We start from the raw sequence: 19,592 nt of genomic DNA on the forward strand, positions 1-19,592 counted from the left end.
AGAGCAACTGAACCTTCGTTAAGTGTCGGACCGGCGCGCGTGGGAGGCTCTGGTGGCAGCGCAAGAGATGGCGGAGCACAAGTACGTCTACGACTTCACCGAGGGCAACAAGGACCTCAAGGACCTGCTCGGCGGCAAGGGGGCCAACCTGGCCGAGATGACCAATCTCGGCCTGCCCGTCCCACCCGGCTTCACCATCACCACCGAGGCGTGCAAGGCGTACCTCGCCACCGGCGCGGAGCCGGACGGGCTGGCCGGCCAGATCGAGGCGCACCTGGAGTCGCTGGAGCGCGGGATGGGCAAGCGCCTCGGCGACCCCGATGATCCGCTGCTGGTCTCCGTCCGCTCCGGTGCGAAGTTCTCCATGCCCGGGATGATGGAGACCGTCCTCAACGTCGGCCTCAACGACCGCAGTGTGCGAGGACTCGCCCGACAGGCCGGGGGCTCGGCCGACCGGGCCGGCTCCGACGGCGCGGACCGGTTCGCCTGGGACTCCTACCGACGGCTGATCCAGATGTTCGGCAAGACCGTCTGCGACGTGCCGGGCGACGAGTTCGAGCACGCGCTCGACGACGCCAAGCGCGCCAAGGGCACGTCGAACGACCTGGACCTCGACGCCGAGGACCTGCACGGGTTGGTCGACGCGTACAAGAAGATCTTCCTCAAGCACACCGGCCGGGACTTCCCGCAGGACCCGCGCGAGCAGCTCGACCTGGCGATCCGGGCGGTCTTCGATTCGTGGAACGCCGAGCGGGCGGTGGTCTACCGCCGCCAGGAGCGGATCCCGGCCGACCTGGGCACCGCGGTCAACGTGGTGGCGATGGTCTTCGGCAACCTCGGCCCGGACTCCGGCACCGGGGTCGCCTTCACCCGCGACCCGGCCAGCGGCGCGCAGGGCATCTACGGCGACTACCTGGCCAACGCCCAGGGCGAGGACGTGGTCGCCGGCATCCGCAACACCGTGCCGTTGCAGGAGCTGGAGCGGATCGACAAGACCTCCTACGACGAGCTGCTGAGCTACATGGCCCGGCTGGAGGAGCACTACAAGGACCTCTGCGACATCGAGTTCACCATCGAGCGCGGCAAGCTCTGGATGTTGCAGACCCGGGTCGGCAAGCGCACGGCGGCGGCGGCCTTCGTCATCGCCGGGCAGCTCGTCGACGAGGGCCTGATCGACCTCGACGAGGCGCTGCACCGGGTCAACGGAGCGCAGCTCGCCCAGCTGATGTTCCCGCGGTTCCGGCTCGACCACGAGTTCGAGCCGGTCGCCAAGGGCATCGGCGCCTCGCCAGGCGCCGCGTCCGGCAAGGTGGTCTTCAGCTCCGCCCGGGCGGTCGAGCTGGCCGGCGCGGGGGAGTCGGTGATCCTGGTCCGCCGGGAGACCAACCCCGACGACCTCAACGGCATGATCGCCGCCCAGGGCATCCTCACCTCCCGGGGCGGCAAGACCAGCCACGCCGCCGTGGTGGCCCGGGGAATGGGCAAGACCTGCGTCTCCGGCGCGGACGAGCTGGACGTGAACGTCCCGCAGCGCAGGTTCACCGTCGCCGGGCAGACCGTCAACGAGGGCGACGTGATCTCCATCGACGGCACCACCGGCAAGGTCTACCTCGGCGAGGTGCCGGTGATGCCGTCGGAGGTGGTGCAGTACTTCGAGGGCAGCGTCGACCCTGAGCACATCGACAACCCGCTGGTCCTGGCCGTACACCGGATCATGGCGCACGCCGACCAGCGCCGGCGGCTGGCGGTCCGGACGAACGCCGACACCGGCTCGGACGCGGCTCGCGCCCGGCGGTTCGGCGCCGAGGGCATCGGGCTGTGCCGCACCGAGCACATGTTCCTCGGCGACCGGCGTGAGCTGGTGGAGCGGCTGATCCTGGCCCGCAGCGACGACGAGCGGAACGCGGCGCTGGCCGCGCTGCTGCCGTTGCAGCGGGCCGACTTCGAAGAGATCTTCCGGGAGATGGACGGCCTGCCGGTCACCGTCCGGCTGATCGACCCGCCGCTGCACGAGTTCCTGCCCCCGCTGGAGCAGCTCGCGGTCAACGTCGCGGTCGCCCAGGAGCGCGGCGAGGACGTGGCCAAGGAGGAGGCGCTGCTCGCCGCCGTGCGGCGGATGCACGAGGAGAACCCGATGCTCGGACTGCGCGGCGTCCGGCTGGGTCTGGTCATCCCCGGCCTCTTCGCGATGCAGGTCCGGGCGATCGCCGAGGCAGCCGTCACGGTCGCCCGCAGCGGCGCGGTGGCCAAGCCGGAGATCATGGTTCCGCTGGTCGGCGCGGTGCAGGAGCTGGAGACGGTACGTGCCGAGGCCGAGAAGATCATCGCCGAGGTGGTCGGGGACAGCGGCGTCGAGGTGCTGATCGGCACGATGATCGAGGTGCCCCGGGCGGCGCTGACCGCCGGGCAGATCGCCGAGGCGGCCGAGTTCTTCTCCTTCGGCACCAACGACCTGACCCAGATGGCGTGGGGCTTCTCCCGCGACGACGTGGAGGGCGCCTTCTTCTGGCGCTACCTGGAGCTGGGCATCTTCGGCATCTCGCCGTTCGAGTCGATCGACCGCGACGGCGTCGGCCGGCTCGTCCGGATCGCCGCCGAGGAGGGTCGGGCGGCCCGGCCGGGGCTGAAGCTCGGCGTCTGCGGCGAGCACGGCGGCGACCCCGACTCGGTGCACTTCTTCCACTCCGTCGGGCTGGACTACGTCTCCTGCTCGCCGTTCCGGGTGCCGGTGGCTCGGCTGGAGGCCGGCCGGGCGGTCGTCGAGACGGACGGCTCGGACAGTCGCTGACCGGGAGGGCGGCGGGCCGGAGCACGGTCCGCCGCCCACGCCGGCGCGCGTCCGCGTGATCGATCCCGGTCACCGGTGCTCACCACGATCGACGGTCGGTCGCGGGGCGTCACTGCCGCGCCGCGCCGTGTACCGGGCCGTCGCCGGCGCGCCGGGACGGCCGTCCGGGCGTAATCTTGGCTCGCTCGTACCCGTCGATGCGGAAGGGTGACTGCATGTCCAGCGTCTGGGAGAACCTGACCGTCGACGCCCGCGACCCGGCCCGGCTGGCCCGCTGGTGGGCCGAGGCCCTCGGCTACCAGGTCGTCAACGAGAGGGCGGACGAGGTGGAGATCCGCCAGTCGGCGCAGCGGCTGCCCGGCATTGTCTTCGTACCGGCGACCGGCGGCAAGGAGACCAAGAACCGACTGCACATCGACCTGCGTCCGAGCGACCAGGAGGCCGAGGTCGAGCGGTTGGTCGACATGGGCGCCCGGCACGTCGACATCGGCCAGGGTGACGCCGGGTGGACGGTGCTCGCCGATCCGGAGGGCAATGAGTTCTGCGTGCTGTCGCAGCGTGCCTAGGCGGGTGACCGGGTGACCGGTCAGTCGCCCGGCGGCACCGCGCCGGACGCCGAACGACGGGTCGCCGAGCTGCCGAAGGACAGCGGGTACGGCCGTTCGCCGTACGAGCGGGACCGGGCGCGGGTGCTGCACTCGGCGGCGTTCCGCCGGCTCGCCGCGAAGACCCAGGTGCACACCGCGGGCACCGACGACTTCCTGCGTACCCGGCTCACCCACTCGCTGGAGGTCGCCCAGATCGCCCGGGAGATGGGCGCCCGGCTGGGCTGCGACCCGGACGTGGTGGACGTCGCCGGGCTGGCCCACGACCTCGGCCACCCGCCGTTCGGGCACAACGGCGAGGCCGCGCTGGACCTGCTGGCCAGCCCGTGCGGCGGCTTCGAGGGCAACGCCCAGACGCTGCGGGTACTGACCCGGCTGGAGGCCAAGGTGGTCGCGCCGGACGGCTCGTCCGCCGGGTTGAACCTCACCCGCGCCTCGCTCGACGCGATCGGCAAGTACCCCTGGCCGCGCCGCCGCGGCGAGCGCAAGTTCGGGGTGTACGCCGACGACGGCGCAGTGTTCGGCTGGATCCGGGCCGGTGCGCCGCCCGGCGACCGGCGATGCCTGGAGGCGCAGGTGATGGACTGGGCCGACGACGTGGCGTACTCGGTGCACGACGTCGAGGACGGCATCCACGGCGGGTACGTCGCGCTGCGTCCGCTGCTCGACGACGCCGACGAGCGGGCCGCGCTCTGCGCCGACGTGGCGGCCACCTACTCGGGCGAGTCCCCGGCCGACCTCGGCGAGGTGCTGGTCGATCTGCTCGCCGACCCGGTGCTCACCCCGCTCGCCGGATACGACGGCAGCCACCGGGCCCAGGCCGCGCTCAAGGCCACCACCAGCGTGCTGACCGGCCGCTTCGTCTCCGCCGCGGTGGCCGCCACCCAGGAGCGGTTCGGCCCCGGCCCGCACCGCCGCTACGCCGCCGACCTGGTGGTGCCCCGACCGGTCCGGGCGCGGTGCGCGCTGCTCAAGGGCATCGCGCTGCGTTACGTGATGCGCCGACCGGGGTCGCGCGGGCGTTACGAGCGGCAGCGGCAGATCCTCGCCGAACTGGTCGCCGCCCTGGTCGAGCGGGCGCCGGACGGGCTGGACCCGGTCTTCGCCCCGCTGTGGGCGGCGGCGCCGGACGAGCCCGCCCGGTTGCGCGTGGTGATCGACCAGATCGCCTCGCTGACCGACCCGGCAGCGGTGGCCTGGCACACCCGGCTGGTCCGTCGGGGCGTACCGCCGGTCGGTGACCCAGCTAGTTAGGTTAACCTAACCAGCATGACGGAGCGCCGTACGAAGGTCACGTTCGCTCGGGTCCTGCGCACCGGGCGGCCCACCCCGCACCTGATCCGGCTGGTCCTCGGTGGCGAGCAGCTCGCCGGACTGCCGGTGGGCCAGTTCACCGACCACTACGTCAAGGTGGTCTTTCCGGCGCACGGCATGACCCTGCCGACGCCGCTCGACCTGGAGGCGATCCGCCGCGAGCGGCCCCGCGAGCAGTGGCCCCGGTTGCGCACGTACACCGTCCGGGCGTGGGATCCGATCGCCGGGGAGCTCACCGTCGACGTGGTCCACCACGGCGACGAGGGGCTGGCCGGCCCGTGGGCGGCGGCGCTGCGCCCGGGCGACCCGGTGCACTTCGTCGGGCCGGGCGGCGGGTACGCCCCGAGCCCGGAGGCCGACTGGCACCTGCTGGTCGGCGACGAGAGCGCGCTGCCGGCGATCGCCGCGGCCCTGGAGCGGCTTCCGCTCGGCGCCCCGGCCCGGGTGCTGGTCGAGATCAGCGGCCCGGCGGAGGAGCAGCCGCTGCCCAGCCCGGGCGCGGTGGAGCTGACCTGGCTGCACCGGGGTGACCGGCCGGTCGGCGCGGCGCTGGTCGCCGCGGTGCGGGCGCTGGACTTCCCGGCCGGCTCCGTGCACGCGTTCGTGCACGGCGAGGCGACCTTCGTCAAGGAGTTGCGCCGGCTGCTCCGGATCGAACGGGGAGTGGCCCGGGAGTCGCTCTCCATCTCCGGTTACTGGCGGCGGGGCATGGACGACGAGGGCTGGCGGGCCAGCAAGCCCGAGTGGAACCGGCAGGCCGATGCCGAGGAGACCGTGGCCGCCTGACCGCGCGTCCGAGCCGCTGGGCGGCGACGATCGCGGCGTCGGTCAGTCGGCAGCGGTGAGCGGCACCCCCTGCTCCGGCCGTTCACCGCCCAGCAGGGCGGTGAACAGCACCGCATACCCGGCGATCGCCGCGCTGAGCAACGCCAGCATCAGAAACGGCGAGGAGACGGTCAGGGCGATCGCCCAGATCGAGGCGACGCCGGCCACGGCGATGAGCGTGGCGCGGCGCGAGACCCGGATCGACAGCCAGTACAGGCCGAGCCCGCAGACGAGCCAGAGGGAGGCCGAGCCGGCCAGCAGCAGCCGAAGCTCATCGGTAAGGTGCGTTTCGGCGTGGACCGCCCGGACCACCTGCCCGAGCGCCCACCCGAGCAGCAGCAGGCCGCCGCCGAGCAGGTAGTGCAGGTAGGTGTAGGGCTGACCACCGCGCAGCCGGTGGATCGGGATGCCGCTGGTGACGAAGGTGGCGTAGATCCACCAGATCGCCGCAGGCACGATGAGGGCCAGCGCGGCGGTGAGGGCCATCTTCTGGTCCGGGTGGTCCGGCACCGTGGCGAGCAGGTTCGCCACCGTGCTGCCGAGCACGATGATGATGAACTGGCCGACCCGCTCCGGCAGGTGCCGGACGTCCACCGGCCACCGGTTCAGCCAGCGATAGCCGACCCAGGGCGTGGCGAGCTCGACCGCCGTTCCGATGATCCAGAACGCCGGCCGCAGATGCCCCGGGACGGCCAGCGAGGCCAGCCAGATCAGCCAGCCGATCCCGAAGCCGATCAGGTAGACGAGGGTGCCCGCCCGAGCCTCCTCGGTGGTGGGACGGGCCCGCAGGTAGAGCAGGAGCAGCACGCCACGGACGATCAGGTAGCCGATCGGCAGCATCTCGCCGGTGGGGACCTCGTCCACGCCGAGGGTGATCGCCCCGGCGCCGAGCAGCGCGAGCAGCAGCAACAACCGGTGCGGCAGATCATCGGATTCGTACCGGGTGGCGTAGTAGGCGTGTCCCACCCAGGCCCACTGCACCACCAGGAAGAGCCCGAACACGGTGATCACGCTCCGCACGTGGGGGGTCGTGTCCTCGCCGAGCCGGTCCACCACGGCTGCCAGCGCGAAGACGAAGATCACGTCGAAGAAGAGTTCGAACCAGGTGGCGTGCCGGTGGCCGGCCTCGTCGACGGTGGCCGTCGGCCGACGTGCGACCACCCGGCCGGCCAGTCGGCCCCACCGTGCCGCACCACCCTGCTGCGCCCCCATCTGCCTATGCTCGCCGCAGCGAGTCGGTGGTTGGGACGGAAACGGGCAAGCCGCGCGCGATCCGGCTCACCCGACGCGCCCCCGGCGGCGCATCGTCGGCCCGGCAGGGCAGGATGTAAGTCGAGGGGGTGCATCCATGGCTGGCCGGATCCGGGACGAGGACATCGCGCTGGTCCGCGAGCGCACCTCGATCGCGGACGTCATCTCCGAGACGGTGACCCTGAAGTCCGCCGGTGGCGGCAACCTCAAGGGGCTCTGCCCGTTCCACGACGAGAAAAGCCCCTCGTTCAACGTCTCCCCGGCGCGCAACGTCTGGTACTGCTTCGGCTGCGGGGCCGGCGGCGACGCCATCAAGTTCCTGATGGACGCCGACCATCTCAGCTTCGTCGAGTCGGTCGAGCGGCTCGCCGCCCGCGCCGGCATCCAGCTGCGCTACCTGGAGGGCGACACCCCGGCCCCGCGTAGCCGCCCCCAGCAGGGGCAGCGGCAGCGATTGGTCGCCGCGCACGCCGCCGCGGTCGAGTTCTACCGGTCCCAGCTCACCACCGCCGGCGCCCGGCCGGCCCGGGAGTTCCTCGCGCAGCGCGGCTTCGATCGGGCGGCCGCCGAGCGCTACGGCTGCGGCTTCGCCCCCGACGCGTGGGATCTGCTCACCAAGCACCTGCGTCAGCAGGGCTTCACCCACGACGAGTTGGTCACCGCCGGGCTGTCCCGCCCGGCCCGGTCGGGTTCGCTGATCGACCGGTTCCGCCGGCGGCTGCTCTGGCCGATCCGCGACCTCACCGGCGACGTGATCGGCTTCGGCGCCCGCAAGCTCTTCGACGACGACGACGGCCCGAAATACCTCAACACCCCCGAGACCCCGATCTACAAGAAGTCACACGTCCTCTACGGCATCGACCAGGCCAAGCGGGAGATCGCCAAGCAGGGCAAGGTGGTCGTGGTGGAGGGCTACACCGATGTGATGGCCTGCCATCTGGCCGGGGTGACCACGGCCGTGGCCACCTGCGGCACCGCCTTCGGCGCCGACCACATCGGGGTGCTGCGCCGGCTGCTGCTCGACACCGACGCGGTGGCCGGCGAGATCATCTTCACCTTCGACGGGGACGCCGCCGGGCAGAAGGCCGCGCTGCGCGCCTTCGACGACGACCAGCGCTTCGTCGGGCGTACCTTCATCGCGGTCAGCCCCGACAACATGGACCCGTGCGAGCTGCGGCTGGCCAAGGGCGACCTGGCAGTCCGTGACCTGGTCGCCCGCCGCGAGCCGCTCGTCGACTTCGCGCTGCGGCACATGATCAGCCGCTACGACCTGGACACCGTCGACGGCCGGGTCGAGGCGATGCGCCGGGCCGCGCCGCTGGTGGCCAAGCTCAAGGACCGGGAGAAGCGTCCGGAGTACGTCCGCAAGCTCGCCGGCGACCTCGGCATGGAGATCGAGCCGGTGCAGCGGGCGGTGTTGGCCGCCGCGTCGGCCCCCGCGGGCCGGGAGGCGCCCGCCCCGATCGCCGCCCGGTCGGTCGCGGTCGCCGAGCCGGCGCTGGACAGCCCCCAGTCGATGGTCGAGCGGGAGGCGCTGAAGCTGGCCCTCCAGCAGCCGGTGCTGGCCGGGCCGATGTTCGACGCGGTCGAGGCGGCGGAGTACCGGCACCCGGTGCACGTGGCGGTGCGCGAGGCGATCGCGGCGGCCGGCGGGGCCGCGGCGGCCACCGGCGGCGCGGTGTGGATCGAGTCGGTCCGCGACGTCTGCCCCGATCTCGCCGCCCAGGCCCTCGTCGGTGAGCTGGCCGTCGAGCCGTTGCGGATCGACGGCGACCCGGATCCGCGGTACGTCTCGGTGACCATGGCCCGGGTGCAGTGGGGTTCGGTGACCAGCCGGATCCGCGATCTCAAGTCGCGCATCCAGCGGATCAACCCGGTCAACAACAAGGACGAATACTTCGCGCTCTTCGGCGAGCTGCTGTCGTTGGAGCAGCACGCCCGGGCGCTGCGGGAACAGGCCGCGGGAGGGCTCTAGATGGGACTGTTCAACCGCCGGCCGAAGCTGCCCCCGGCCGACCGGCCGCCACTGGCCCCCGACGAACGGGTGCTGGCCTGGGCGGCGGCCGGCAACGGCGAGGGCGACGGCGTGCTGGTGGCCAGCAACCTCGGGCTCTGGCTGCCCGGTCGGGGGCACCGGCTGGGCTGGCACGACCTGCTCAAGGCGGTCTGGTCCGGGCGGGAGCTGACCGTCACCCCGGCCGAGCGGGTCGCCGAGCGGGACGGCTACCTGGTCGTCGCCGACGGTCCCGCGGAGACCTATTTGCTGCTCGACCCGGGTGACCTGCCGCACCAGGTGCGGGCCCGGGTCACCCGCTCGGTCGCGTACACCCAGCACCATTCGATGCCCGGCGGTGCCGGCCGGATCGCCGCCCGTCGCGTGTCCGGAGTGGACGGCCTGACCTGGACGGTCCGCTACGACCCGGGCAGCCCGGTGGACGACGCCGAGCTGGTCGCCGAGACCGACCGGCTGGTCGCCACCGCGAAGGCCGCGACCGCTCCCGCCGACATCTGACCGGCCGGAGCGGCGCCCGACCGTCGACCGGCGGGAGCGGCCCGCCCGAGTTCGCTCAGCGCGCCCCGAGGTCCGCCAGGGCCTTGTCCGCGCCGCGGTGCAGCGGCACCGGGTCGGTCCGACGGGCGTTCTCCAGGCTGATGCCCTTGGCCGCCGGGTTCGCCTGGGCCAGCGCGTCCTTCTTCTCGAACACCGTCCGGGTGATGGCGCAGGCGACGTCGGCGTCGAGGTCCTTGCGCACCAGCAGCACGTTCGGCACCACGATGGCCGGGGTGTCGGCCGCCGTGCGGTACGCGTCCCGCCCGATGGTGCCCGCCTGGTAGGCCGGGTTCAGCTCGGCCATCTTCGGCAGCAGCGGCGTGACGTCGAGGAACCGCACCCGGTCGCCGGCCGTGGTGAACAGGTCGGTCACCCCGCCGGTGGGCAGCCCGCCGGACCAGAAGAAGCCGTCGATGCTGCCGTCCTTCATCCCCTCGACCGTCTTGGTGAGGTCGAGCCGCTGCGCCTGGACGTCCTTGGCCGGGTCGAGGCCGGCCGCCTCGAGCAGCCGGTTGGCGATCACCTCGGTGCCGGACTTGGGCGAGCCGGTGGAGATCCGCTTGCCCTTCATGTCGGCGACCGAGGCGATGCCCGCGTCGTTGCGCACGACCACCTGGGTGTAGTTGTCGTAGATCCGGGCAAGTGCCTCGACCGGCTGGGCGGCGGTGAAGCTGCCCTTGCCCTGCACCGCGTTGACGGCGGTGTCGAAGAGCGAGAAGGCCACGTCGTACTGGCCGGCGACCAGCTGCTCGACGTTCTGCACCGAAGCGCCGGTCTCGGCGGCGGTGCCGGTCAGCTTGCCGCCGGTGGCACCGGAGAGCTGGCCGGCCAGGGCGTTGCCGACCACGTAGTAGACGCCGGTCGCGTTGCCGGTCGCGATGCCGACCCGGGTGTCCCGGGTCACCTCGCAGGTGACCTCGCTGGCGGTGTCGTCCCGGGCCGCGCCGCCCTGTTTGCCACCGCAGGCCACCGTGCCCGCGGCGACGAGGGCGAGCACGCCGACGCCGGCGACGAGCCGAAGCTTCTTCCCGCTCACTGTCCTACCTCCCTGAGCTCCGCCGGTGATCCGGCCCGAGGCCCGCCGGTCCGGCCGGCCGATCCACGTCGTACGAACACCCCGGTCACCGCGAGCGCGGCCAGCGTGAGGCCGACCGCCACGGGCACGGGTTCGAGCCAGAGCAGGGTCACCCCGGCGAGCGCGGCGAGCAGGCGTTCCGGGGCCCTGGCCGGGCCCACCCCGGGCAGCCAGCCGCCCGCCGCGACCGCCAGCACGGCGACGCTGAGCGCGGTGACCACGCCCGCGAGGGCGATCCGTTGCGGGCCGCCGATGCCGAGCAGCCCGAGCCCGGCGGGTGTGATCACAAAGGCGATCGGGGTCAGGTACGCCGGCAGCGCGTAGCGCAGGGTCTGCCACATGGTGGGCACCAGCCGCCCGCCGGTCACGGCGGCGGCGGCGACGGCGGCGAGCGCGGTCGGTGGGGACACCTCGGAGAGCGCCGCGAAATAGAAGACGAACATCGCCGCCGCCGGGGTCGCCACCCCCAGGTCGATCAGCGCCGGTCCGATGATCACCCAACCGATCACGAACGAGGCGGTGACCGGCACGGCGAGCCCCAGCAGGCTGAGCGCGACGGCGGCGAGCACCGCGGTCAGCATCAGCACCAGGGTCGGGTCCGAGGTGACCGCCTTGGCGCCGTCCACCAGCAGCGCGGCGGCCTGCGGGCCGAGGCCGGTCTTGGTGGTGGTCGCCGTGATGATTCCGGCGGCGGCGCAGACGGCGGCCACGGCCAGCACCCCGCGTACGCCGGTGACCAGGGCGGTCAGCGCCCGCAACGGGGTGAGCCGGTGGGTGCGGTCCAGGAAGGAGAGCACGGCCGCCAGGGCCGTGGCGAGGACCACCGCCCGGGTCGCCGAGACGCCCACCGCGAGCAGCGCGATGATGACGAGCAGCGAGGCGAAGTGGTAGCCGAACCGGGCCAGCAGCCGCCACGGCGAGACGGCGTCGAGCAGCACCGGACGTACCCCGGAGCGCCGGGCGTCGATCTCCACGGAGAGCAGGATGCCGAGGTAGTAGAGGATGGTCGGCACGGTGGCCCAGCCGAGCACCTGCAGGTAGGAGACGCCAAGGTACTCGGCGATGATGAACGCCGCCGCGCCCAGGGTGGGCGGGGAGAGGATCGCGCCGACGCCGGCCGCGGCCAGCATGCCGCCGGCCCGCTCCGGGGGGTAGCCGGCCCGTCGCAGGATCGGCCAGGTGACCGCGCCGATGCTCACGGTGGTCGCGGCCCCGGAACCGGAGACCGTGCCGAGCAGGAACCCGGAGGCGACAGCGGTCCGTCCGGCGGCGGTCCGCGAGCGGCGGAACGCGGCGGTGGAGAGGGTCACGAAGAACCGGCCGGCGCCGGAGAGGTCGAGCACCGCGCCGTAGATGGTGAAGAGCACGATGTACGAGGCGGCGACGTCGAGCGGCGTGCCGTAGAAGCCGCTGTCGGAGTTGTAGAAGGCGTCGACCAGTTGGCTGAAGTCGAGCCCCGCGTGGGCCACCGGCCAGGACTGCGGCAGCAGCCCACCGTAGTAGCCGTAGCCGAGGAAGAGCAGGCAGACCGCGGGCAGAACCCAGCCGGTGGTCCGCCGGCACGCCTCCAGCAGCAACAGCAGCAGCACCGTGCCCATCACCAGGTCCACCGGCGCGAGCAGGCCCTGCCGGTCGAGGAAGGCGTCGTAACCGCCGCCACCGGAGCCGAGCGACAGCGGTAGCACCGGATAGAGGCAGGCGGCCAGCGCCAGCAGGGCCAGCACCCAGTCGGCCACGCTGGGCCGCGTCCGGGCCGCCACGGGCCCCTGTGCGCGCCGTCGTCGCAGCCGCAGATCGGCCGGGTAGGCGAGGAAGACCAGCGGCAGGATCCCGGCCAGGAAGATGATCAGGTAGTACTTGCTGCCCTGCGGCAACGGCCGGAACACCTGCCAGAGGGCGAGCGTGCCCACGGCCAGCGCCGCCCCACCGAACAGCAGGCCGACCGGCCCGGAGAGCAGCCGGCCGGGCTTCTCGTCCTCGAACTGGGCGGCCAGCTCGGGCACCCCGGGAGGCGCACCCGGACGGATCGCGCCGTCGCCGTCGGCGTCGTCGGAGCCGCTGGCGCGGTCCGCCGGTGCGATGCGGTCCGCCGGGCCGCCGGCGGGCGCGCCGGTGGTCTCGGGCGGGGCCGTCGACGGCGGGCCGGCGGTCGGATCGGCCGGATCGGCGACGGGTTCGGTGATGCTCTCCGCAGCGGGTGCGGGCGCTGGTCGCGGGGCTGGCCCGGCACCGTGCGGGTCGGTGCCGGCGCCGGTCGAGTCGGCTGGACGCGGCGTCGGCGGCGAACCGTCGGAGGAACGGGTGGGCGACACGAAGGGACGATACACGTCGATGGGTCGCCGGCGGGGGCGCCGCCGCGGGGATAAATGGGGTGGAGCTGTCGGACCCGGTGGCTAGGGTCGGGCGGTGACCACTGCTCAACCACTCATCCGGGCCCGAGGGCTGGTGAAGCGGTTCGGCGACTTCACCGCCGTCGACGGCATCGACGTCGACGTGTTGCCGGGCGAGGCGTTCGGCTTTCTCGGGCCCAACGGCGCCGGCAAGTCCTCCACCATGCGGATGGTCGGCTGCACCTCGCCGCCCACCGGTGGCGAGCTGCGCATCCTCGACATGGATCCGGTCCGCGACGGGCCAGCGATCCGAGCCCGGCTCGGGGTCTGCCCACAGCTGGACAATCTCGATCCCGAGCTCACCGTCCGCGAGAACCTCACCACCTACGCCCGCTACTTCGGCATTCCCCGCCGGGTGGCCCGGGAGCGGGCCGCCGAGCTGCTCGACTTCGTCCAGCTCGCCGAGCGGGCCGACAGCAAGGTCGAGCCGCTCTCCGGCGGCATGAAGCGCCGGCTCACCATCGCCCGCGCGCTGGTCAACGAGCCCGAGATCGTGCTGCTCGACGAGCCGACCACCGGGCTCGATCCGCAGGCCCGGCACCTGGTCTGGGAACGGCTCTTCCGGCTCAAGCAACAGGGCGTGACGCTGGTGCTGACCACCCACTACATGGACGAGGCCGAGCAGCTCTGCGACCGGCTGGTGGTGATGGACGGCGGCCGGATCGTCGCCGAGGGGTCACCCCGATCGCTGATCGAGCGGCACTCCACCCGCGAGGTGGTGGAGCTGCGCTTCGCCGCCGAGTCGCAGGAGGCGTTCGCCGGCAAGCTCAGCGGGCTGGGGGAGCGGGTCGAGGTGCTGCCCGACCGGATCCTGCTCTACGTCTCCGACGGCGACGCGGCGCTGGTCGAGGTGCAGGCCAGGGGCCTCACCCCGGCAAACGTGCTGGTCCGGCGCAGCAGCCTGGAAGACGTCTTCCTGCACCTCACCGGCCGCACGCTGGTCGACTGAGGTGCCGCGCCGTCCGGGGTCGGCCAGGGCGTAGCATCCCGGGGGCCCGGCCGCCGGTGGCCCGGGCGGGGCGAGCGGGGGTTTGCGATGTCTGTTGCGGAGGGTCGGTTGCGGCGTCAGGACGGGCTCGGTGCGCTCTATCTCGGCATCTTCGCCACCGTCTGGTTCAGCGTGCCGGCCGCGGAGCAGCCGCTGCGCGGCGCACTGCTGGCCGGCAGCGTGGCTGCCCTGCTCACCGCCGTCGGCGGAGGGATCCTCACGGCCCGGTCCCGGGGCGCGGGCGCCGGGCCGGGTGACCGGGCGGCGGGCCGTCGCTACCTGCTGATCGTCGTCGCCGAGTTCGCCCTCGCCGGGCTGGGTGCACTGGCGCTGGCCGCCGCCGGCTGGTCGCAGTTCATCCCGGTGCTCGTCTGCGCCGTGGTGGGGCTGCACTTCTTCCCGCTCGCCCCGCTGCTGGGCGACCCGCTGCTGCGCCCGCTCGGGGTGGCGATCTGCGCGGTCGCGCTGGCGGGGCTGGTGACGGGGTTGGCGACGGGAGTGCCGGCGGGCCTGGTGGTGGGCACCGGCGCCGGCGTGCTGCTGCTCGGCTACGCGCTCCGGGCGTTGGCTCGGGCGGTCCGGGGCTGATCCGGGCCGCACCAGCCACCGACCGGGCTTCCTCGAGCGCGGTCGGCGGTAGTGGGTCAGCCGCTACTGAACGAGCAACACCCCGACGCCGGCCAGCACGGCCATGGTGGACAGCGCGGCGAGGGCGACAGCGCGGCGGCGGGCGGTGGGACCGCCGACGAGGCGCAGGGCGAGGGCGAGCGGGCCGATGGGAAGCATGGACGGCTCCTTCCGGGCGGTGATGGCGATCCGGGCGGCGGCGACGACGATTCCCGCCGCGATCCGCACCGGTGACAGGTCGAGTTCGGCGGCGCCGCGCACGTCGGCCCGCCACTGTTCGAGGTAGCGCGCCCGCTGGGCCGGGTCGGGCAGGAGCGCCGCCGCGCAGCGGACGAGGGCCGGGGCCAGCCGATTCATCCGGCCTCCCGGGGGCGGGTGGGCCGGAGCGCGGCGCGCACCACGGTCGCCCGGGCGCAGACCCGGCGAGCTTCGCCGGCGCCCTCGGCGGTGAGCTGGTACATCCGGCGCCGGGGGCCCCGCCGCTCGGTCTCCGCCTCCCAGGTGGAGGTCACCCAGCCGTGCCGCTCCAGCCGTTCCAGCAGCGGGTAGACGCTGCCGGAGGGACGGCCGGTCAACTTGATGATCTCCAGACCCCAGCGCGGCTGGTCGCTGTCGAGCAGCACGCGCAGCACGTCGACGGTCGCGCCGCCGATCCGTCCGAGCGGTTCCACGAGGACAAGGCTACCTATGTAGATTAAGGCTGTCCACCAGAACGGGCGCCTGCCGCTTCCGTCAGTGCGGCCGGAGCGGAACCGGCGCGGAAACTGCCGCGACACCCGCTCCGGGCGGTCGTAGGGTGGCTCGGGCCTGTCGTACCCCCGGGGTAGGAAGGTCGCAGCGAGCGGACGGCGAGTCAGGGTGGTGATCGTGGTGGGCGTGACGCCGTCGGCGGGTGGGGTCCGGCACGCGCTGCCCCGGGTGCCCGCGCTTGCCGTGCTCAACTACTTCCTGGTCGGCTATCGGCGCACCTGGCGGGCCGGTGTCTTCTCCTCGTTCCTGCTGCCGGTGCTGACCGTGCTCGGCTTCGGGGTCGGCGTCGGCGCCTACATCGACCAGGGCGTCGGTGGGGTGCCCTATCTCGACTGGCTGGTGCCCGGGCTGATCGCCTCGACCGCGTTGCAGGTGGCCATCGGCGACGCGACCTGGCCGGTGTTCAGCAACTTCCAATGGATCAAGATCTACTTCGCGCAGAGCACGGCCCCGCTGCGGATCGGCGACATCCTGGCCGGGCACCTGCTCTACGTGCTGTTCCGGGTGCTCACCACCATCGCCGCGTTCCTGCTGATCACCGGGCTGTTCGGCGCGCTCCGCTCGCCGTGGGCGGTGGCGGTCCTGCCGGTGGTGGCGCTGCTCGGGCTGGCCGTCGCCGCGCCCACCTTCGCCTACAGCGCCGCGGTGTCCAGCGACAGCTGGCTGGCCATGCTGTTCCGCTTCGCGGTCATCCCGATGTCGCTCTTCGCCGGGGTCTTCTTCCCGGTCGAGAGCCTGCCCGAGGCGCTGCGCTGGCCGGCCTACGCGACGCCGCTCTGGCACGCGGTCGACCTGTGTCGGGCGGCGACCCTCGGCGTCGCTCCACAGTGGTCGGTCGCCGGGCACCTGCTCTACCTCGCGGCCTGGGCGCTGGGCGGGTGGCTGCTGGCCCGCGCGATCTTCCGTCGCCGGCTCGTCGTCTAGGAAGGGTTCGCTGTGGTCAGTCTTGTCCTGCCCCGGCTGGTCGACGTCTCCGCCGCGTCTCGGCGGTCGGTCTCGGTGGCCGAGCGCAACGTCGCGGCGCTGAAGTCGGTCTACTGGCTGCTGCTCATCTCCGGCTTCGTCGAGCCGCTGCTCTACCTCTTCTCCATCGGCGTGGGTGTCGGTGGGCTGGTCGGCGACCTCACGCTGCCCGGCGGCCAGATGGTCAGCTACGCGGCGTTCGTCGCACCGGCGATGCTCGCCTCGTCGGCGATGACCGGCGCGCTCGCCGAGACCACCTTCAACTTCTTCGGAAAGATGAAGTACATGAAGCTGTACGACGGGGTCATCGCGACCCCCGTGCAGCCGTTCGAGATCGCCCTCGGCGAGCTGGGCTGGGCGATGCTACGCGGCAGCGCCTACTCCGCCGCGTTCCTGGTGGTGATGGCGGCGCTCGACCTGACCACGGTCGCGCGGGCGGCGACCGCGTTGCCGGCCGCGGTGCTGGTCGGCTTCGCCTTCGGCGCGCTCGGCATGGTGCTCTCCACGTTCATGCGCAGTTGGCAGGACTTCGACCTGATGGGCTCCGCCCAGTTCACCCTCTTCCTCTTCTCCGGCACCTTCGTCCCCGCCGAGGCCTACCCGGCCGTGCTGCGCTGGCTGGTCGAGGTGACCCCGCTCTACCGGGCGGTACACCTGATCCGGGGCGTCTCGCTCGGCACCGCCGGTTGGTCCTGGTTGCTCGACGTGCTCTACCTGGTCGCGGTGATGGTCCTGGGGCTGCTGGTGGCTTCGCGGCGGATGGGCCGGCTGCTCTACAAGTAGGTGGTTATCCGGCGGCTAGGTCGGGGCATGTCCAGGGGACACCACCGACGATGAGGAGGGCGAATGGCCGCCGACGAGTCTGCCGCCCGGAGCGGGCGTCCCCGCGGGGACGCCGGTGCCCGGTCGGCCGGGGAACCGGCCGACGAGCGCTCCCGTGCCGGTGACCAGCGGGGCCGGGACGGGGCTCCGGTCGGGCCCGACGAGGGCCCGCAGAGCCCGACGGCGCTACCCGGCACCGGGTGGAAGGCGGCGCTGCGCCGGACGGTCCGGGAGTTCCAGGACGACAACCTGACCGACTGGGCGGCCGCGCTGACCTACTACGGGGTGCTCTCCATCTTCCCCGGCCTGCTGGTGCTGATCTCGATCCTCGGCCTGCTCGGGCCGGACGTCACCAAGGGAGTCACCGACACCGTCAACCAGGCGGTGCCGGAGGGCAACATCCAGACGATCATCGTGAACGCGATCGAGCAGGCGCAGAAGTCCGGCGGGCTGGCGAGCGTGGCGGCGGTGCTCGGTCTGCTCGGCGCCTTCTGGTCCGCCTCCGGCTACATCGCGGCCTTCATGCGCGCCTCCAACGCCATCTACGACGTGCCCGAGGGGCGGCCGATCTGGAAGACGCTGCCGATCCGGGTCGGCGTGACCGCGGTGATCGGCGTGATGCTGCTGGCCAGCGCGGTGATCGTGGTCTTCACCGGACGCCTGGCGGAGCAGGTGGGGGACGCGATCGGGCTGGGGTCGACCGCGGTGACGATCTGGAACATCGCCAAGTGGCCGGTGCTGCTGGTCCTGGTCAGCCTGATGTTCGCCATCCTCTACTGGGCCTCGCCGAACGCCCGGCACGGCGGGTTCCGCTGGGTCAGCCCCGGTGGGGTGCTGGCGGTGGTGATCTGGCTGGTGGTCTCCGGACTCTTCGCCGTCTACGTCTCGAACTTCGGCTCGTACAACAAGACGTACGGCGCGGTGGCCGGCGTGATCATCTTCTTGGTCTGGCTCTGGTTGACCAACATCGCGATCCTGCTCGGCGCGGAGTTCGACGCCGAGCTGGAGCGCAGTCGGGCCATCGCGGCGGGCCACTCGGCCGACGAAGAGCCGTACGTCGAGCTGCGCGACGACCGCAAGCTCCGGAAGAAGCGGAACTCCGCCGACCGCCGCCGCTGAGCGAGGCGAGACCCAGGTTCACCGAGAGAGTGGCTGTCCGTCCGGGCGGCCACTCTCTCGTCCTGCCCCGAGGACCGGGCCGGCGCGCAGCAGGAGGTCGGAGGCATTCGCCCGGTCGGGAGCTTTCCTTGATCCACTATTAGCTTTTGTTCGTTCGGACAAAAGTTGGAGTCAGATTGGCTGAAGCTCTGGACATGTAGCGCGGAACGCTCCTACTGTGTCGGACACAACACATCGACGTTGCGTCGATGTGAAAGACCCGCGATGCGGAGGTGAGTCCCGGTGCGGACGGAAGACCCGCTGCACGTCCGCCTCCTGCGGTTGCTGCGCGACGAGGGCGCGGTCTCCCGGGCCGAGCTGGGCGACCGGTTGCAGATGCCCCGCCCCCGGCTGTTGGCCGAGCTGGAGCGGTTGGTCGCCCTCGGCTACGTCGCCGAGGCCGGATTGGCCGCCTCCCGGGGCGGACGCCGCTCCACCCTGGTGGAGCTCAGCCCACACCTGCGCTTCGCCGCCGTCGACCTGGGCGCCAGCTCGATCGACGTCGAGGTGGTCAACGGCCGGCTGGAGCCGGTCGCGGCGTACGCGGAGCCGGCCGACATCCGCTCCGGCCCGAAGGCGACCCTGCAACGGGTCAACGAGCTGCTGCACAAGGCCAAGGTGGACGGCGCGTACGAGCGGCTGGACGCGGTCGGCGTGGGCGTTCCCGGGCCGGTCAGCTTCCGCGACGGCGTGCCGGTGTCGCCACCGATCATGCCGGGCTGGGACCGCCACCCGGTGCGTGAGCTGCTCACCCGGGAACACGGCTGCCCGGCGGTGGTCGACAACGACGTCAACATCATGGCGATCGGCGAGCGGCACGGCGGAGTCGCCCACTCGGTGGACGATTTCCTCTTCGTCAAGATCGGCACCGGCATCGGCTGCGGCATCTATCTCAGCGGCGAGGTCTACCGGGGCACCGACGGCTGCGCCGGCGACATCGGCCACATCCAGGTCGACCCGCACGGCCCGATGTGCTCCTGCGGCAACGCGGGCTGCCTGGAGGCGCTGTTCAGCGGTGCCGCCCTGGCCAAGGACGCGACCGTCGCGGCGCGCAGCGGCATGTCACCGGCGCTCGCCGAGCGGATGGCCGCACACGGCGCGGTGACCGCCCTCGACGTCGCCGAGGGCGCGGTCGAGGGGGACGTGACCTGCATCCAGCTGATCCGGGACGGCGGCCGGCGGGTCGGCGGCGTACTGGCCGGGTTGGTGAGCTTCACCAACCCGTCGATGATCGTGATCGGCGGCGGGCTCGCCCAACTCGGGCACATCCTGCTCGCCGAGATCCGCAGCGTGGTCTACCGCCGGTCGCTGCCGCTGGCCACCGGCAACCTGCCGGTCGTCCTCTCCGAACTCGGACCGCGGGCCGGCGTCGCCGGCGCAGCCGTGCTCGCGAGCGACGTGGCCTTCGGGGAGGCGTCGTGAGCGCGAGGAGTGAACCGGGCTTGCGAGCCCCGCAGTCGCGATCTGCGGCAGCGCTGTGAACGA

17 protein-coding genes are annotated in these 19,592 nt (G+C 72.7%); 12 read left to right on the top strand and 5 right to left on the bottom strand.

Annotated features, from left to right (window positions below; genetic code table 11):
• The first annotated feature begins 52 nt into the window (after nt 1–52).
• The 4 genes from ppdK (at nt 53) to AB0C04_RS06700 (ending at nt 5,493) form a co-directional block, all read left to right on the top strand.
• The gene (gene ppdK / locus AB0C04_RS06685; RefSeq protein ID WP_357049413.1) at nt 53–2,788 is read left to right on the top strand and encodes a pyruvate, phosphate dikinase; all 2,736 of its coding nucleotides are present in this window, start codon (nt 53–55) and stop codon (nt 2,786–2,788) included.
• 215 nt (nt 2,789–3,003) lie between these two features.
• Entirely contained in the window at nt 3,004–3,354 is a 351-nt protein-coding gene (locus tag AB0C04_RS06690) for a VOC family protein (RefSeq protein ID WP_357049416.1), read from the top strand.
• 12 nt (nt 3,355–3,366) lie between these two features.
• Nucleotides 3,367–4,647, top strand: a complete 1,281-nt coding sequence (locus AB0C04_RS06695; protein ID WP_357049419.1) for a deoxyguanosinetriphosphate triphosphohydrolase — start codon at nt 3,367–3,369, stop codon at nt 4,645–4,647.
• A 15-nt stretch (nt 4,648–4,662) separates the two neighbouring features.
• Nucleotides 4,663–5,493, top strand: coding sequence for a siderophore-interacting protein (locus AB0C04_RS06700; RefSeq protein ID WP_357049422.1), 831 nt, complete (start codon nt 4,663–4,665; stop codon nt 5,491–5,493).
• 42 nt (nt 5,494–5,535) lie between these two features.
• Here AB0C04_RS06700 and AB0C04_RS06705 read toward each other — a convergent pair whose 3' ends face one another.
• Nucleotides 5,536–6,744, bottom strand: a complete 1,209-nt coding sequence (locus AB0C04_RS06705) for a low temperature requirement protein A (protein WP_357049425.1) — start codon at nt 6,742–6,744, stop codon at nt 5,536–5,538.
• A 136-nt stretch (nt 6,745–6,880) separates the two neighbouring features.
• Between AB0C04_RS06705 and dnaG the strand changes: the two genes are divergently transcribed.
• Nucleotides 6,881–8,758 (top strand): DNA primase, encoded by a 1,878-nt coding sequence (gene dnaG, locus AB0C04_RS06710; protein WP_357049428.1) that lies wholly within the window; start codon nt 6,881–6,883, stop codon nt 8,756–8,758.
• Entirely contained in the window at nt 8,759–9,295 is a 537-nt protein-coding gene (locus tag AB0C04_RS06715; protein ID WP_357049431.1) for a hypothetical protein, read from the top strand. It begins immediately after the preceding gene.
• Nucleotides 9,296–9,350: 55 nt separating this feature from the next.
• Here AB0C04_RS06715 and AB0C04_RS06720 read toward each other — a convergent pair whose 3' ends face one another.
• Nucleotides 9,351–10,370, bottom strand: a complete 1,020-nt coding sequence (locus AB0C04_RS06720) for a TAXI family TRAP transporter solute-binding subunit (RefSeq protein WP_357049434.1) — start codon at nt 10,368–10,370, stop codon at nt 9,351–9,353.
• Nucleotides 10,367–12,721 carry a TRAP transporter fused permease subunit gene (locus AB0C04_RS06725; RefSeq protein WP_357049438.1) on the bottom strand — a complete coding sequence of 785 codons (2,355 nt, stop codon included), beginning with the start codon at nt 12,719–12,721 and terminating at the stop codon, nt 10,367–10,369. Before AB0C04_RS06725 ends, AB0C04_RS06720 begins: the two co-directional genes overlap by 4 nt.
• Before the next feature lie 94 nt (nt 12,722–12,815).
• On the opposite strand from AB0C04_RS06725, the gene AB0C04_RS06730 reads away from it, so the two are divergent.
• The gene (locus AB0C04_RS06730) at nt 12,816–13,748 is read left to right on the top strand and encodes an ABC transporter ATP-binding protein (RefSeq protein WP_357049441.1); all 933 of its coding nucleotides are present in this window, start codon (nt 12,816–12,818) and stop codon (nt 13,746–13,748) included.
• Nucleotides 13,749–13,835: 87 nt separating this feature from the next.
• The gene (locus AB0C04_RS06735; protein ID WP_357049444.1) at nt 13,836–14,375 is read left to right on the top strand and encodes a hypothetical protein; all 540 of its coding nucleotides are present in this window, start codon (nt 13,836–13,838) and stop codon (nt 14,373–14,375) included.
• A gap of 63 nt (nt 14,376–14,438) precedes the next feature.
• Here the strand turns inward: AB0C04_RS06735 and AB0C04_RS06740 are convergent, their stop codons facing one another.
• Nucleotides 14,439–14,771 (bottom strand): hypothetical protein, encoded by a 333-nt coding sequence (locus AB0C04_RS06740; protein ID WP_357049446.1) that lies wholly within the window; start codon nt 14,769–14,771, stop codon nt 14,439–14,441.
• On the bottom strand, nt 14,768–15,085 hold the full coding sequence (locus AB0C04_RS06745) for a PadR family transcriptional regulator (RefSeq protein ID WP_357049448.1): 318 nt from the start codon (nt 15,083–15,085) through the stop codon (nt 14,768–14,770). Before AB0C04_RS06745 ends, AB0C04_RS06740 begins: the two co-directional genes overlap by 4 nt.
• Before the next feature lie 205 nt (nt 15,086–15,290).
• Here AB0C04_RS06745 and AB0C04_RS06750 point away from each other — a divergent pair, with 205 nt between their 5' ends.
• From AB0C04_RS06750 to AB0C04_RS06765, 4 genes are all read left to right on the top strand, one after another.
• Nucleotides 15,291–16,088, top strand: a complete 798-nt coding sequence (locus AB0C04_RS06750; RefSeq protein WP_357050722.1) for an ABC transporter permease — start codon at nt 15,291–15,293, stop codon at nt 16,086–16,088.
• Nucleotides 16,089–16,100: 12 nt separating this feature from the next.
• Nucleotides 16,101–16,910 (top strand): ABC transporter permease, encoded by an 810-nt coding sequence (locus AB0C04_RS06755; RefSeq protein WP_357049451.1) that lies wholly within the window; start codon nt 16,101–16,103, stop codon nt 16,908–16,910.
• A gap of 63 nt (nt 16,911–16,973) precedes the next feature.
• Nucleotides 16,974–18,068 carry a YihY/virulence factor BrkB family protein gene (locus AB0C04_RS06760; RefSeq protein ID WP_357049454.1) on the top strand — a complete coding sequence of 365 codons (1,095 nt, stop codon included), beginning with the start codon at nt 16,974–16,976 and terminating at the stop codon, nt 18,066–18,068.
• A gap of 282 nt (nt 18,069–18,350) precedes the next feature.
• Nucleotides 18,351–19,529: an ROK family protein gene (locus tag AB0C04_RS06765; protein WP_357049457.1), complete on the top strand. Its 1,179-nt coding sequence runs from the start codon at nt 18,351–18,353 to the stop codon at nt 19,527–19,529.
• The last annotated feature ends 63 nt before the right edge of the window (nt 19,530–19,592 follow it).

This window comes from Micromonospora sp. NPDC048909 (assembly GCF_040649635.1).
Lineage (GTDB): Bacteria > Actinomycetota > Actinomycetes > Mycobacteriales > Micromonosporaceae > Micromonospora.